Source organism: Glycomyces tarimensis (genome assembly GCF_054776215.1).
On sequence record NZ_BAAHCB010000005.1, the window covers coordinates 279,334 to 294,804 of the forward strand.

Genomic DNA, 15,471 nt, shown 5'->3' on the forward strand with positions numbered 1-15,471 from the left:
TCGCCGGGCCGAAGCCCCCGCGCGACCGCATCGTCTTCCAGCTCATCTGGGAGGTGGTCCTCCTGCTGCTGGCGGCGAACGCGCTGTTCATGGTCTACCAGCGGCGCGATGAGGCGTTGGGCGGCGCTTCGCTCTCGGACGCGCTGGACGAGCAGATGTCCTTCCTCGCACCGCTGCTGCTGGTGGCGGTCGCGGTCGGATTGTCGGTGCGGTTCGGCGCGGTGAATCTCGCCCTGCCGTCGCTGGCGGCGCTCGTCGCCTCGGCACCGGGCCTGTTCGTCGGCTCCAATCCGCTCATCGGTCTCGGCTTCACCGCCGCGGCCGCCGCGGCGGTGACGCTCGGCTTCGCATTGCTGGCGCTGGTCTTCCGGACACCGCCGTGGCTGGCGGGCTTGGCGATCTCGGTGGCGGTGATCGCGCTCGTGCCGCTGATCGACGGTGAGGTCTTCGGTTACGAGCTGCCCGAGCCCGAGGTGTGGGAGTCGCCGGGCGGCGGCTGGCTGCTGCTCGGCGCCGGCGTCGTCGCGGTGGTGGGCGGACTCATCGGTCTGTCCCCCGGCGTCCGCGACCGCATGGTGGCGGTGCGCGAGGCGGCCGACGGCACCGGTGCGCGCGACGCGCGCACGGTCTTCGCATTCATCGGCACCGCTTTCGTCGCCTCGCTGCTGGCGGCCGGGGCCGGTTTCCTCTGGACGGTCTTCATGGAGTCCGAACGGGGCAGCGAGGCGCTGTTCACCTTCGCGGCGCTGCCGTTCGGTTTCTTCGTCTCCGTTGAGCTGTTCGCGCTCATCGCGGTGTTCCTCGGCGGCACCAGTCCCCGCGGCCGGCGCGGCGGCGTGTTCGGCACCCTGCTCGCCGCGGTGCTGCTCTGGGCGGTCTTCCTGCTGTGGGGCAGCTTCGAGGGCGATACCGGCGACGTCTCCCGCTACGAGCGCTGGTCCGGCCTGCTCAGCTTCGGCCTGCTGGTGTTCGGCCTGGCGATGGCCGCGGTCCTCAACCGGCTCGGCCGCCCGAAGGCCGAAGACCGGGGCGAGGCGCCCGCGGACACGACGCAGGATCCGAACCCGTTCAACCCGTCGCCGCCGAGCCTGTTCGACCCGAACACGGAGTCCTCCGCTACACCACGATGACGCGGATGCCGGCCTCCTCGAAGGCCCTGAGCTGCTCGGTCGGCGCGTTCCCGTCGGTGACCAGCGTGTGGACCCGGTCGGTCGGGCAGATCCTGGCGAAGGCGTGCCCGCCGATCTTCGAGCCGTCGGCGATCACCACGACCTTCCGGGCCCGCGCCGCCATGAGGGCGTTGATCGCCGCCTCGCCCTCATGGTGGCTGGTCGCCCCCAGCTTGATGTCGACCGCGTCGACGCCGAGGAAGGCGATGTCGAGCGTGATCTCGCGCAGGATCGGTGCGGCCAGCGGCCCTATGAGCTCGTAGGACTGCGGACGCACCACCCCGCCGACCACCACGACCTTCAAGTGCGGTCGCACGATGAGCTCGTTGGCGATGTTCAGCGCGTTCGTGACGATCGTCAGGCCCGTCGAGCCGGGCGTCGCCACCAGATCGGTGCGGGTAGCCAGGGCCCGCGCGACCTCGGTGATCGTCGTGCCGCCGTTGAGCGCGATCACCTGCCCCGGGCTCACCAGGCCGGCCGCGGCGGTGCCGATGCGGTGCTTCTCCTCGACGTGGCGGGCGGTCTTGTAGCGCAGCGGCAGGTCATAGGAGATGCCCCCGGCGACGGCCCCGCCCCTGGTGCGGGTGATCATCTGCTGCTGGGAGAGCTGGTCGAAATCGCGGCGGATGGTCGCCTGCGAGACGCCGAGGCGGCTCGCGGCCTCCTCCACGGTGATCCGTCCGGTCTCGGCGAGGATCTCGAGCAGGGTGTTCCACCTCGCGTAGCGGTCCACGGTTCTCCTCGGGTCGGTATCGCGGCGGGCCGCCGCTGCTTGCAAGATAGTGTTCGAAACATGGTCGAGGACGCGCGTGCGATGCTCGTTGCAGGCTCGCGCGCTCACGATCATTCTGCCGCACCGACGTGAGCTGCCACACGCCGGATCGAATCGAGGGAGAGCCAGTGGAAGGCGTCATGCTGCCGAAGGTCGGACGGATCGTCACCCCGGACGGGGTCGTCAACGGAGCCCTGGTCGTCGCGGACGACCGGATCGTGGCCGTCGAGGAACGCGACGGCGAGCCCAGCGGCTGGGTTCTGCCCGGTTTCGTCGACATCCACTGCCACGGCGGCGGTGGGCACTCGCTCGCGAGCGGCGACGCCGCCTCGGCCCGCTCCTCCGCCGAGTTCCACGCCTCGCGCGGGACGACCACGCTGGTCGCCTCGATGGTGTCCTCCACCCACGAGTTCCTGCTCGCGAGCACCCGGTCACTGCTGCCGCTCGTGAAGGACGGCACCCTCGCCGGCGTGCACTTCGAGGGCCCCTACATCTCCGAGGCCAAGTGCGGCGCGCACGTCACCTCGGTCCTGCGCGATCCCGACATCGCCGAGCTCACCGAACTCATCGAGGCCGGGGACGGCGCCGTGAAGATGGTGACCATCGCCCCCGAGCTCGACGGCGCGGTCGAGGCCATCGAGTTCCTCGACTCACGCGGGGTCGTCCCCTCCATCGGGCACACCGACGCGAGCTACGAGCAGACCATGGCCGGCATCGACGCCGGCGCCCAGTCCGCGACGCACCTGTTCAACGCCATGCGCCGCTTCGACCACCGCGACCCCGGCCCGATCCCGGCGCTCATCGCCGACGAGCGAATCTTCTCCGAGATCATCGCCGACCCGGTCCACCTGCACCCCGGCACCATGCGCTTCGCCTTCGACACCTCCCTGCCGGCCTGGACCATCCTCGTCTCCGACGCCATGGACGCCGCCGGGCTCGAGGACGGCACCTACCGGCTCGGCCGCCACGAAGTCGAGGTCACCGGCGGGGCCGCCACCGTCGCGGGCACCGACGTCATCGCCGGTTCGACGATCACGCTGCTCGACGCCGTCCGCAACGCGGTCACCCTCGCCGGGCAGTCCGTCGAGTCCGCCTCGCGGATGGCCTCGGGGACCCCCGCCGAGCTCCTCGGACTCGACGACGTCGGCGCCATCGAGCCGGGCAAGTACGCCGACGCCGTCGTCCTCGACGACGAGCTGCGCCTCGTCTCGGTCATGCGCCGCGGCGCCTGGCTCCAGGTCTGAACCGACGGGGCGGCGCCGTGCCCGCTCCGAACCGCCGATCGGCGAACGCTGCTCGTTTTTTTGCGGATAGCCCTTTACTACCCGTCAGTATGCGGGTAGAAATGAGTTACGGATCCAGACGGACTACCCGGGGACACGGTCTCCGCAGACCGGAAGGATCCGCGCACAGCCGCCGAGTACCCACGTGCGACTAGAGCCGTCGGGAGGCACAGCGGGCCCCGCGCCTAGGAGTGGGACACCGCAGATACTGACTTCACGCTTGGTAACTCGGTCCGGATGTGGCAGTGAGTAACACGAGCGGCCCAGTCGAGGTAGTACACCGACTGGGCCGTATCACTGCGCCCGTATCACTGCGCGCACCGTCCCTCCCGCCTTCACCGCAGCCGCCGCCGGCACGTCGACGACCGCAGCGGCCGTCACTTCGCGCCCCACGGGCCTCATCAGCCCCGGTTCCCCGACTCCCTGGGATGTCCGCGCTTCGGCTGCAACAATGGGCGACGATGACCACGATCGAACCGGGCTGGTACCGAGACCCCGCCGACCCAGCCACGCAACGCTATTGGGACGGCGCCGCCTGGGTCGGCAAGCCCGTCCCGGCCGACGCCGAGCCCCCCGAGCGGCCCGAAGTCGAGGACCCGACACCGGAACCCGATCCGTCCCCATCGGACCAGGCAGGCCAGGATCCGGTGTTCGGACAGGGATTCGACCGCAAGGCCCCGCCGAAGATCGTCCAGCGCGCCCCCGGCGTCACCCAGCCCCCCGACTCCGTCCCCATCCGCTCCCTCGGCGTCACGATCGGCTGGATCGCCAACGAGGACGTCCGCCGCATCCTCGCCGGCCGCGTCCTCGCCCACCCCGGCCAGCGCCTCGCGGCCCGCATCGTCGACATCGTCTGCGTCTTCGCCCTCAACCTGGTCGTCAACGGCTACTTCATCTACCAGTACCTGCAGCAGATCCGCCCGGCGATCGAGCAGGCCATGGGCGGCGTCCCGCCGGGCGAGATCGAGGTCCCCTCCGAGTCCGGCCTGCTGTGGACCATCGGCCTGATCGCCCTGGGACTGTGGTTCGCCTACGAGGTCCCCTCCACGCTCAACACCGGCCAGACCTTCGGCAAGCGCGTCATGGGCATCAAGGTCGTCTCGCTCGCCCCCGGCGCCGAGCTCGGCTGGGGCCGGCTGCTCCTGCGCTGGTCCTACGCTGCGCTCCCCCTGCTCTGCTTCCCGTTCGGCGCCATATTGTGGGTCCTGGACGGGCTGTACTGCATCCGAGACAAGCCGTTCCGCCAGTGCCTGCACGACAAGTCCCCGGGCACCGCCGTCGTGGACGTGCCCCGAGAGAAAGAACCCGAAGCATGACCAAGCCGCTCCGCGACGACCTCGACTCCATCCCGCTGTACGTCCCCGGGAAGGCGCTGCCCGAAGCCGTCAAGCTCTCCAGCAACGAGGTCCCGTACGGCCCGCTGCCCGGTGTCGTCGACGCCATCGCCGCCGCCGCCGGCCAGACCCACCGCTACCCCGACCTCGCGGTCGTGCGGCTGCGCGACGCGCTCGCCGAACGCCTCGGCGTCGACGCCGACCGCATCACCACCGGCACCGGCTCGGTGGCCCTCATCGGCCACCTCATGCAGGCGATCGCCGAGCCGGGCTGCGACGTCGTCTACTCGTGGCGCTCGTTCGAGGCCTACCCCATCGCCGCGACCGTCGCCGGCCTGCAGAGCGTCCAGGTGCCCAACACGCCCGACCACCGGCACGACATTCCCGCGATGGCCAAGGCCGTCGGTCCCCACACGCGTGCCGTGATCGTGTGCAGCCCCAACAACCCGACCGGGCAGGCCGTCACGGCCGAGGAGCTCGACGAGCTGTTCGACGCCGTCGACGAGTCGGTCCTGGTGGTCATCGACGAGGCGTACCGCGAGTTCGTCACCGACCCGAAGGTGCCGGATGCCCTTGAGCGGTACGGGGATCGGCCGAACGCCGTGATCTTCAGGACCTTCTCGAAGGCGTGGGGGCTGGCCGGACTGCGCGCCGGCTACCTCATCGGTTCGCCGGAGGTGGCCGCGACGGTGCGCAAGTGTGTCATCCCGTTCGCGGTCAACGCACTCGCGCAGACCGCCGCGCTCGCGGCGCTCAAGGCCGACCATGAGATGCGGCGCCGCGTCGGGCTCGTCGTCGCCGAGCGCGAGCGCGTGGTCCGAGCCGCCCGGGAGGTGGTGCCGGACGTGCCCGACACCCAGGCGAACTTCTGCTGGCTGCCGTTCGGCGCGGACGCGGTGCCGTTCGCCGCGCACTGCGAGGAGCGGGGGATCCTGGTGCGCCCCTTCGCAGACGACGGCGTGCGGGTCACGTTCGGGCTGCCCGAGGAGAACGACCGGGCGCTGGAGGCGATCCGGTCGTTCAAGCGGGCCTAGGACATCAGTTGCGGGACGGTTGCGCGGGCAGCCCCGCGAGGCGCTCGTTCTCGTGAACGAAGGAGTCGTAGATCTCGGTCAGGGTCTGCTTCTGCTTGGCGGTGAGCTCGGGGTCGGTCGCGATCGCCAACGGGGTCGCGGAGCCCTCCTCCGAGCCGAGACCGGCGCGCAGGTACATGATGGGAGTGGTCATCCGCAGGGCCGCTGCGAGCTGCCGCATCACGGCCGAGCTCGGCCGACGCACACCGCGCTCACCCTGCAGGTACGGGTTGGAGACCCCGGCCTGATCGGCGAGCCCGCGGAACGACACGTGCGCGCGTTTGCGCACGTCGCGGATGAATGAGCCAATGTCGCGATCTGTCACCCGCGTCACCATACGCGCCCTCGAAGGCAAGCGCAAACCGACCCACTGTGCCGACACGGAACCGCCATAACCGGTCCCGACCTGCGGCGCCGTCCCTCGTTCCGGACAAGGGAGCGCCGCCTCACCCGAACAGCGGAGTTGAGCGCGACTCGCGGACGGCTTGCGTCTCAACCGGTCGCCGTCGCACGAATCCAGCCGATACCATCGGAGGTCGACGCGCGTAATTAGGGACAGCGTCACCGCCTGGTGGGCGTCAGACGAGGAGGATACGGTGAGCGTTCTGCAACGCTTGGAAAAACAACTGGAGGGCCTGTTCGAAGGCACCTTCAACAAGATGTTCAAGGGCGTTGTGCACCCGGTCGAAATCGCCAGCGCCATGCAGCGCGAGGCCGAGACCCACAAGGCCGTCCTGGCCGGCGGGCGCGTTCTGGTGCCGAACCGCTACGTCATCGATCTCTCCCCGCCCGACCACGATCGGCTCGCCCCCTACGCGGCGGCCCTCGCTCAGGAGCTGGCCCAGTCCCAGGCGGAGTTCATCGGCGAGAACGGCTGGACCGTCTACGGCGACGTCATCGTGGAGATCGAACGCGGCGAAGGCCTGGACACCGGCATGTTCCGCGTGACCGCCGAGGTCGCCGCCCTGAACGAGGGCGTGGACCAGTCGCAGCCGGTCTCCGGTGGCGGCTACGGCCCCGCCCAGCCGCAGGCGCCCACCGGTCCGGTGCTGGTCGCCGCCGATGGCCGCCAGTTCTCGGTCGCGCACGGCGCGACCGTGATCGGCCGCGGCGAGCAGGCGCAGATCCGCCTCCCCGACGTCGGCATCTCGCGGCGTCACGTGCGCGTCGACTTCGATGGCCGCCAGGTGTCGGTGACGGACCTGGGCTCGACCAACGGCACGCTGGTCAACGGCCAGCGCGTGACGACGGTGAGCATGCAGCCCGGCGATGTCATCCAGATCGGCACGACGTCCCTGACGCTCCAGGCGGGCTAGGAGGGCCCCGACGGCGGGGCGGCCTCGGCGTGTCCGCGTGGGCTACCGTGTTCGGGACTGATTGTTTGTCCACTGGGAGTGCCGCATGCCTGAGATAGTCCAGACCGTCGCCCGCTTCGGGTTTCTCGTGCTGCTGTGGCTATTCGTGTTCGCGGCGGCCCGGACGGTCACCAAGGACCTGCTCGCGCAGCGCCGGCCCGCGACCGCCGGCGGACCGGCCGCCGGACCGGTCTCGGCACCGCCCGCCCCCGGCGGGCGGTCGAGTCCGGAGCAGGCCGCGAAGTGGCTCGTGGTGACCAGCGGGGACCTGGCCGGGCGCCGGTTCGTGCTCTCCGGCCAGCCCATCTCGATCGGCCGCGCCCCCGACTCGACGATCGTCATCCGCGACGACTTCGCCTCCAGCCGGCACGCCCGCGTCGCGCCCCGCGATGGACAGTGGATGGTCGAGGACTTGGGCTCCACGAACGGCACCTACCTGGGACGCGCTAGAGTCACACAACCGACCCCCGTGCCCTTGGGGGTCCCGATCAGGATCGGGCGTGCATCATTCGAGCTGCGGGCCTAGTGCCTCACTGCGACGGCGGTTGATTTCATGAGTTTGCACCTGCGATACGCGGCGGTTTCGGACCGCGGTGTGGTGAGGCAAGGCAATCAGGACTCGGTCTACGCCGGTCCGCATTTCATAGCGGTGGCCGACGGGATGGGCGGCATGGCCGCCGGCGACCTGGCCTCCGCGATCGTGATCAACTCGGTGGCGCGGCTGGACGAGCCGCCGCCGGTGGACTCCGTCGCCGACGAGTTGGCGGACGCGGTCGGCGAGGCGAACCGGGCGATCCGCCGCATGGTCGCCGACGACCCGAACAAAGAGGGCATGGGCACGACCCTCACCGCGCTGTGGTTCGACGGCGAGTGGTTCAACATGGTCCACATCGGCGACTCGCGCGCCTACCGGATGCGCGATGGCGGCTTCGAGCAGATCACCGTCGACGACACGTACGTGCAGATGCTCGTCGACGAGGGACGCATCACCGCCGAGGAGGCCGAGCGGCACCCCCAGCGCTCGCTGCTCTTGCGCGCCCTGGGCGCCTCGGAGGTCGAGCCGGCGTTCCAGACGTTGAAGGGCGTGGCCGGCGACCGGCTGCTGCTGTGCTCGGACGGGCTGACCGGACCGGTCTCCGACGCCGACATCGCCTTGACCCTCCAGAGCGCCTCGACGCCGATGGAGGCGGTCGAGTCGCTGGTGAGCCAGGCCCTCGAAGCGGGCGCCCCGGACAACGTGACGGTGCTCATCGCCGACGTGGTCGAGGACGACCCGGGGGAGCAGACGCCGGTCATCGCCGGTGCCGCCGCCGACGCGCGCCTGGCCGAGTCGGACACCGCGGTGCTGCCGGCGATCAAGCGCGGCTCCGAGGAGGCCGAGTCCGAGCCCGAGGAGGACGAGGCCGAGTCCGAGCCCGCCGGGAAGCGGCGCGGCACCGGGCGAGTGTGGCGGACCGTCCTGGCCGTCCTCGTCATCTTGGCGATGGTCGCCGGCGGCGGCCTGTGGTGGCTGCGCACGCAGTACTTCATCGGCGTCTCCGACGACGGCAACATCAGCGTCTACCGGGGCGTGCCGGTGGAGGTCGCCGGCATCGAGGCCGCATGGCTCGAGGTCGAGTCCGAGCGTCCGGCGGCGGACGCGGTCGACGAGGTCCGCGAGGACCTGGACGACGGGATCGGGGCCGGGAGCTTCGAAGAGGCCCGGTCCGAGCTCGAGGAACTGGTCGACTCCTCCGCCGCCAACGACAACCTCGTGCCGCTGTGCTCCTCTGGGGACGGCGAGTCCGACTCGGTCCCTGCGGCTGCGCAGGACTGCCGCCAGCAGTAGGCGAAGCCAATGTAGGCTCGCTTTCGTCATTCCGAGACGCGAGGGGGACTGATGGCCCAGCCGATGTCGGCGACCGCTCGGCCGACGGGACCGTCCGAGCCTCCACTGACGCCCCTGTCCGGCATGCCCAAACGCATCGGGCGCGAGCTGACGCTCCTGATCTTCGCGGGCCTCGGCGTCTTCTGCTTCCAGCTCACCATCGACCTGGCGCTCACCAAGACGACCACCTCGGTCACCTTCGCACTGCCGATCGTGTGCTTCTGCGTCTCCCTGGTCGCGTGGGGCATCGTGCGCTTCCTCGCCCCCTACGCCGATCCGCTGTTCGTGCCGATCGCCTCGTTCCTCACCGGTATCGGCATCGCCTTCATCCGCCGGATCGACCGCTCGGCGACGACGACCGAGCCGCTGCCCGCCGACGCGGGGCTCTTCGCGGGTCAAGGCGGCAACCAGCTCATGTTCTACATGGCCGGTGTGTTCATGTTCGGCGTGCTGCTGGCGCTCGTACGCAACCACCGCATCCTGCGCGGCTATTCGTACATCCTGCTGTTCGTCGGCATCGGAGCCGCCGCTCTGCCGGGCTTCCTGCCGTACTCGATCTCCGGCTCCGACGGATCGAAGAACTGGATCCGCTTCGGCAGCAGCTTCTCGGTGCAGCCCAGCGAGTTCGCGAAGCTGATGCTCCTGATCTTCTTCGCCGTGTACCTGGTGCGCAAGCGCGACATGCTCACCGTGGCCGGACCGAGGTTCCTCGGCCTGCAGTTCCCGCGCATGAAGGACCTCGGCCCCATCGTGATCGTCTGGGCCGCCAGCCTCCTCATGCTGATCTTCGAACGCGACCTGGGCACCTCGCTGCTGCTGTTCGGCATGTTCCTGGCGATGCTGTACATGGCGACCCGGCGGGTCTCGTGGATCGTCATCGGCCTGACGCTGTTCATCGGCGGCTGCGTGGCGATCTACCCCTTCTTCGCGCACCTGCAGGTCCGCGTGGCGATCTGGCTCGACCCGTGGAACCCCGACTACGTCTGGGGCGACTACCCGTCGTCATGGCAGCTGGTGCAGGGCCTGGCGGCGCTGAACGCCGGCGGACTGACCGGCAACGGGCCGGGCGCGGGCAACCCGAACCTGATCCCCGCCTCCGAATCCGACTTCATCCTCGCCGCGTTCGGCGAGGAGGCCGGCCTGTTCGGGCTGATCGCCCTGCTGCTGATGTACGCGCTGCTGGTCGAGCGCGGCTTCAAGGCCGGCGTCATGTCCCGTGACCAGTTCGGCAAGCTCATGGCGGCCGGCCTGTCGTTCCTGATGACGTTCCAGCTGTTCGTCGTCGTCGGCGGCGTCACCGGCCTCATCCCGATGACCGGTCTCACCACGCCGTTCATGGCCGCCGGCGGTTCCTCCCTGGTCGCCAGCTGGCTGCTGCTGGGCCTGTTGGTGCGCGTCTCCGACGATGCCCGCAAGCCCTGGCAGGCCTCCTACGGTCTCCAGAAGACCGAGGCGCCGCCGGAGTTCCTCGCCGAGCAGGCCGCCAGGCGCGCCGCCGAGGAGCAGGCGACAGCCCGGGCGGCAGGGGTGAACGAGACCGGTCCGCTGCCCGGCGGCGACCAGCCGACCGAGCTGATCATCCCCGCCTCGATGCAGGGCGGCGCCAACGCTCCGACGAGCGGCGCCCCCCGGCCGGGCCAGAGCCCGCCCCAGTCGACGACGCCGCGGCCTGGCGGGGCGCATCCGAGCCCGCCCACCAGCCCTCCGCCGCCGAACGCCGCCTACGGAGGCCCGGCCTCGACCGGCCCCCCGGCGCCGCCGTCCCCGCCGAACTCGGCGTTCGACTACCGCCCCCAACCGCCGAACGCGTACGGCCCCGACAAGAAGGAGGGCGACCAGTGAACCCTGCCGTGCGACGCACCGGTGTCATCGCACTGATCCTGCTCGGAGCCCTGCTCGTCCAGGTCACCTGGGTCGGCTTCTTCGAACACGAGGAGTACAGCGTCCTCTCCGACGCGCGCACCACCATCTCGGAGTACGAGGTCGAGCGCGGCGAGATCCTGGCCGGCGACGTCGTCGTCGCGCAGTCGGTCGAGACCGAGGAGGGCTCGACGTACGACTACCGGCGTGTATACCCCGAAGGCGTCTACTACGGGAACATCACCGGCTTCAAGTCCCGGATCTACGGAGCCAGCCGCATGGAGCTGGAGATGAACGAGGTCCTCAACGGCACCAGCTCGCTGCTGTTCCTCGACGACTTCTGGTCGACCGTCTCCGGCGAGCCCAAGCCCGGCGGCGACGTGGCCCTCACGATCGACCCCGAGCTGCAGCAGGCCGCCTTCGACGCGCTCGCCGCCGCCGGCGTCAAGGGCGGCGCGGTCGTCATCGACCCCCGCACCGGCCAGATCCTCGCCCAGGCGTCCCACCCCGGCTGGGACCCCACCGACATGTCCTCCAACGACGGCACCGTCGCCGAGGAGGCGAAGGCCGCGGTCGACAACGATCCGGACAACCCCGCGCTCGACCGCACCACGCTCGACTTCTATCCGCCCGGCTCGACGTTCAAGACGATCGTGGCCGCCGCCTACCTCGAGAACGGCGGCGACCCCGACGACATGGTGCCCGCCGGGAACGGCTACACCGCACCGGACACCGATCACGAGATCACCAACGCCGTGAACCAGTGCCCCAACTCCGAGTACACGCTCAAAGAGGCGTTCGCGCTCTCCTGCAACACCACCTTCGCGCAGCTGTGCGTCGAGTCGCTCAGCGTCGAGGACGTCCAGGAGACGGCCGAGGCATTCGGCTTCGGCGAGGAGCTCGAGTCGCCGCTGCCGGCCGTCCCCTCCGTGACCGGCGACCTGTCCGAGGAGGCCTTCCGGGCGCAGGCGTGCATCGGCCAGCAGGAGGTCAGGGAGACCGTCCTGCAGAACGCCATCATCGCCGCCACCGTCGCCAACGGCGGCGAGCGCATGGAGCCGCAGATGATCAGCGAAATCACCGACTCCGAGGGCAACACGGTCCAGCGCGGCGGCGATGACTCCGCCGGGGACGCCGTCTCCTCTGAGACCGCGGAGGAGCTCCAGGAGATCATGGAGGCCGTCGTCACCGACGGCACCGGCGGCAGCGCCGAAGTCTCGGGCTTCACCGTCGGCGGGAAGACCGGCACGGCCGAACACAGCACCGAGGCCGACGGCTCCGAGCCCGACCACGGCTGGTTTCACGGCTGGGGCATGAACGAGGACGGCGAGCCCGCCGTGGCCGTGGCCGTCTTCCTCCACTCCTACGGCGACGGCGGCTCCTCGAAAGCCGCCGAGATCTCCGGCAACCTCATGGAGCAGGTCTTGAGCGGCGAATAGCTACACTCAAGTGTCCATCCCCTCGGAGAACATAAGGAGCACGCCGTGTTGAGCCCCGAAATGCGCCTCGGGCAGCGCTACCGCCTGCTCGAACGCATCGCGGTGGGCGGCATGGGCGAGGTATGGCGAGCCGAGGACACCGTCCTGGAACGCAAGGTCGCCGTCAAGGCGCTGCTTCCCGCCCTGCTGAGCGAGCCCGGCTTCGCGAAGCGGTTCGCGGCCGAGGCCAAGACCGTGGCCGCGCTCTCCCACCCCCACATCGTCAACGTCCACGACTACGGCGAGGCGCCGCTGCCCAGCGGCGACACCACCGCCTACCTCGTCATGGAGCACATCGAGGGCCAGTCCCTGTCCGATCTGATCACCGAGCGCGGCGCGATGGACCCCGCCGAGCTCATGCCGATCGTCGCGGCGGTCGCCGAGGCCCTCCAGCACGCCCACGACCACGGCGTCATCCACCGCGACATCAAGCCCGGGAACATCCTGGTCCGCGCCTCGAACGGCCAGGCCGTCCTCACCGACTTCGGGATCGCGCGTTCGGGGGCCGCCGGGGACCTCACCGCCACCGGCGCGGTCATGGGCACCGCCTCCTACATCGCTCCCGAGCAGGCCGAGGGGACGGGCGTCCTCCCGGCCTCCGACATGTACTCGCTCGGCGTGGTGGCCTTCCACGGCCTCACCGGCCAGCGGCCCTTCGACGCCGAGAACCCTATCGAGCTCGCCCTTCACCACGTCCGCACCCCCGCCCCGCCGCTGCCGCCCGGCATCGCGCCGGGCGTGCGGGCCTTCGTCGAGCGCGCCATGACCAAGCACCCGTCGCAGCGGTTCGCGACCTGCGCCGAGATGGCCGCCGCCGCGCGCGCCTCGCTCACGGCCAACCCGCCGACCTCGCCGATGCCCAGCGGCCCGCCCTCGCGCAACCCCGGTGCGGGCGTCGTCGGCATGGGCGGACCGCTCGCGGCCGTCGCCGAACCGTCCGCGCCGTCGCCGCCCGGCGAAGTCCACCTGGGCGCGCCCGGTCGGCTCCCGCCCGCCGCGAAGCCGGGGCCGAACAAGGCCCTGCTCGGTGCGCTCGTGGGGATCGTCGCGCTGGTCCTCATAGGCGGTATGGTGTGGCTGTTGCTGCTGAACGGCTTCGGCGATGAGGGCGATGACGCCCCGACGCTCGATCCGGCCGAACAGTCCGCCGAGAATGCCGACCCCGAATCGACCGAGGAACCGGAGCAGGACGAGTCACCCTCCCAGACCGAGCCGTCCCCGACCCCGGACAAGAGCGGAGGGTTGCATGAGTGCCTGCCCGGAGCCAACTGCGAGGACCGATAGCGGCCGATCCGGTCGCCCTGCGACTAGAATCAATCCGCGATGAACGGAACACGAGGACGTAAAACGCGATGACGACAGAGCCCCGCCTGCTCGGCGGCAGATACGAGATCGGCGAGGTCGTCGGCTACGGGGGGATGGCTGAAGTCCACCGTGGCCGCGACCTGCGGCTCGGCCGCGACGTGGCGGTGAAGCTGCTGCGCGCCGATCTGTCTCGCGACGAGTCGTTCCTGGTGCGGTTCCGGCGAGAGGCCCAGAACTCGGCCTCGCTCAACCACCCCAACATCGTCGCCGTCTTCGACACCGGTGAAGAGCACGGCATCCCCTACATGGTGATGGAGTTCGTCACAGGCAGGACCCTCAAAGAGGTCCTGATGGAAGAGGGCCGCTTCGACCCGGTGGTCGCCTGCGAGATCGTCGCCGACATGTGCTCGGCGCTGGACTTCAGCCACAAGCACCACATCATCCACCGGGACGTCAAGCCCGGTAACGTGATGCTGTCCGACACCAGCCAGGTGAAGGTCATGGACTTCGGCATCGCGCGGGCACTGGCCAGCGGCCAGGCCACCATGACGCAGACTTCGGCGGTCATCGGCACCGCCCAATACCTCTCGCCCGAGCAGGCCCGCGGCGAGACCGTCGACGGCCGCTCCGACGTCTACGCCGTCGGCTGCGTTCTCTACGAGCTGCTCGTCGGCCACCCGCCCTTCACCGGCGACAACCCCGTCTCCGTCGCCTACCAGCACGTCCGGGAGGAAGCCCGTCCCCCCTCGGAGCTGAACCCGGCCGTCCCGGCGTCCGTGGACGCCGTGGTCATGAAGGCCCTCTCGAAGAACCCCGAGAACCGGTACCGCACGGCCGGGGAGATGCGCGAGGACCTCATCCGCGCCTCCCGCGGCGAAGCGGTCAGCGCGCCCATGGTCATGGGCGCCGACGCGCGCACCCAGGTCATCGGCGGGGTCGACGCGACCGAGCCGATCTCCCCGATCGAGTCCCGCTCGAACCGCCGCAAGCCCTGGCTCATCGCGCTCGGCGTCATCGCCGCGCTCGCGCTCGTCGGGCTCGGGGCGTGGGCGATCATGAACGCGACGGAGGAGCCACCAGGCATCGATGTGCCGAATGTGGTGGAGATGCCACGGGACGAGGCGGTCCAGGAGATCGAAGCCGCGGGTCTGACCGTGGCCGATCCGATCGAGGAGCGCGAGGCCGAAGGCCCGAACGACCCGAACCTCGGCAATGTCGTCGAACAGAGCCCCGAGGCCGGTCAAGAGGTCGAGGACGGCGCCGCGGTGACCCTCACCGTCTTGGTCCCGCCCAGCGAAGTCGAGGTCCCCGAAGTGCTCGGCGAGGACTTCGACGAGGCCAGGGAGACACTCGAGGGACTCGGCTTCACCGTGGAGCGTCAGCCGCAGAGTTCGTCGGAGAGTCCCAACACGGTCCTGGGGCAGAATCCCCCGGGCGGCGAGATGGCCCCCTACGAGTCGACCGTGGTGCTCACCGTCTCCGAGGGCGGCGTGGTCGTCGTCCCCGACGTCACCGGCTCGACCGAGTCGAAGGCCATCGAGACGCTGGAGGCCGAAGGGCTCGACGCGGACGTCCAGTACACCGGCGAGGGCGGCACGGTCGGCGTGGTCAACAGCCAGGACATCAGCCCCGACTCCGAAGTGGATGAGGGCACGACGGTGACGATCTACGTCACCGGTGTCACCGTCTCGTGGGACGAGACCACGACGCCCGCGGACCTCGCCTCGACACTCCAGGGCGACGGGCTCACCGTGACGCTCGCCGGCGACGAGGGAGGCGAGGTCATCGACTCCGTCCAAGGCCCGAACGGCGAGCTCAGCAGCGGCGACGTGGTGGCCCCCGGCAGTGACGTGACCATCAACGCGGTGACCGACGACGGCAGCGGCGGCGGCGACGAGCCGACCGACGAGCCCACCACCTGCGGACCGCTCGGCAATCAGCCCTGCGACGAGGAGGGCGGCGGCGAGGGCGGCGG

At 70.3% G+C, this 15,471-nt stretch carries 12 protein-coding genes and 1 pseudogene; 11 read left to right on the plus strand and 2 right to left on the minus strand.

Annotation, left to right across the window (positions count from 1 at the left end):
- Positions 1-1,130, plus strand: a 1,130-nt coding sequence (locus tag ACYVK3_RS06895) for an ABC transporter permease (RefSeq protein ID WP_460496548.1), incomplete at its 5' end; no start/stop codon positions are given.
- Here ACYVK3_RS06895 and ACYVK3_RS06900 read toward each other — a convergent pair.
- Positions 1,117-1,902 carry a DeoR/GlpR family DNA-binding transcription regulator gene (locus ACYVK3_RS06900; RefSeq protein WP_460496549.1) on the minus strand — a complete coding sequence of 262 codons (786 nt, stop codon included), beginning with the start codon at positions 1,900-1,902 and terminating at the stop codon, positions 1,117-1,119. The genes ACYVK3_RS06895 and ACYVK3_RS06900 overlap by 14 nt on opposite strands.
- 179 nt (positions 1,903-2,081) lie before the next feature.
- Here ACYVK3_RS06900 and nagA point away from each other — a divergent pair, with 179 nt between their 5' ends.
- The 3 genes from nagA (at position 2,082) to hisC (ending at position 5,592) form a co-directional block, all read left to right on the plus strand.
- Complete coding sequence (nagA, locus tag ACYVK3_RS06905) at positions 2,082-3,185, plus strand: N-acetylglucosamine-6-phosphate deacetylase (RefSeq protein WP_460496972.1); 1,104 nt, start codon at positions 2,082-2,084, stop codon at positions 3,183-3,185.
- Between the two features lie 500 nt (positions 3,186-3,685).
- Positions 3,686-4,540 (plus strand): RDD family protein, encoded by an 855-nt coding sequence (locus tag ACYVK3_RS06910; RefSeq protein WP_460496550.1) that lies wholly within the window; start codon positions 3,686-3,688, stop codon positions 4,538-4,540.
- The gene (gene hisC, locus ACYVK3_RS06915) at positions 4,537-5,592 is read left to right on the plus strand and encodes a histidinol-phosphate transaminase (protein WP_460496551.1); all 1,056 of its coding nucleotides are present in this window, start codon (positions 4,537-4,539) and stop codon (positions 5,590-5,592) included. Before ACYVK3_RS06910 ends, hisC begins: the two co-directional genes overlap by 4 nt.
- A 34-nt stretch (positions 5,593-5,626) precedes the next feature.
- Here hisC and ACYVK3_RS06920 read toward each other — a convergent pair.
- A pseudogene (locus ACYVK3_RS06920) lies at positions 5,627-5,968 on the minus strand (helix-turn-helix domain-containing protein); the annotation flags it as partial.
- A gap of 259 nt (positions 5,969-6,227) precedes the next feature.
- On the opposite strand from ACYVK3_RS06920, the gene ACYVK3_RS06925 reads away from it, so the two are divergent.
- The 7 genes from ACYVK3_RS06925 to pknB all read left to right on the plus strand — a co-directional run.
- Positions 6,228-6,947 carry an FhaA domain-containing protein gene (locus tag ACYVK3_RS06925; protein ID WP_026925392.1) on the plus strand — a complete coding sequence of 240 codons (720 nt, stop codon included), beginning with the start codon at positions 6,228-6,230 and terminating at the stop codon, positions 6,945-6,947.
- An 85-nt stretch (positions 6,948-7,032) separates the two neighbouring features.
- Entirely contained in the window at positions 7,033-7,512 is a 480-nt protein-coding gene (locus tag ACYVK3_RS06930; RefSeq protein ID WP_460496552.1) for an FHA domain-containing protein, read from the plus strand.
- Positions 7,513-7,584: 72 nt separating this feature from the next.
- Positions 7,585-8,814: a PP2C family protein-serine/threonine phosphatase gene (locus tag ACYVK3_RS06935; RefSeq protein WP_460496553.1), complete on the plus strand. Its 1,230-nt coding sequence runs from the start codon at positions 7,585-7,587 to the stop codon at positions 8,812-8,814.
- Between the two features lie 123 nt (positions 8,815-8,937).
- Positions 8,938-10,695: an FtsW/RodA/SpoVE family cell cycle protein gene (locus ACYVK3_RS06940; RefSeq protein WP_460496554.1), complete on the plus strand. Its 1,758-nt coding sequence runs from the start codon at positions 8,938-8,940 to the stop codon at positions 10,693-10,695.
- Complete coding sequence (locus ACYVK3_RS06945) at positions 10,692-12,152, plus strand: penicillin-binding protein 2 (protein ID WP_460496555.1); 1,461 nt, start codon at positions 10,692-10,694, stop codon at positions 12,150-12,152. The genes ACYVK3_RS06940 and ACYVK3_RS06945 overlap by 4 nt, the downstream gene beginning before the upstream one ends.
- 45 nt (positions 12,153-12,197) lie before the next feature.
- The gene (locus ACYVK3_RS06950) at positions 12,198-13,475 is read left to right on the plus strand and encodes a serine/threonine-protein kinase (RefSeq protein ID WP_460496556.1); all 1,278 of its coding nucleotides are present in this window, start codon (positions 12,198-12,200) and stop codon (positions 13,473-13,475) included.
- A 68-nt stretch (positions 13,476-13,543) separates the two neighbouring features.
- Positions 13,544-15,471, plus strand: a 1,928-nt coding sequence (gene pknB / locus ACYVK3_RS06955) for a Stk1 family PASTA domain-containing Ser/Thr kinase (RefSeq protein ID WP_460496557.1), incomplete at its 3' end; no start/stop codon positions are given.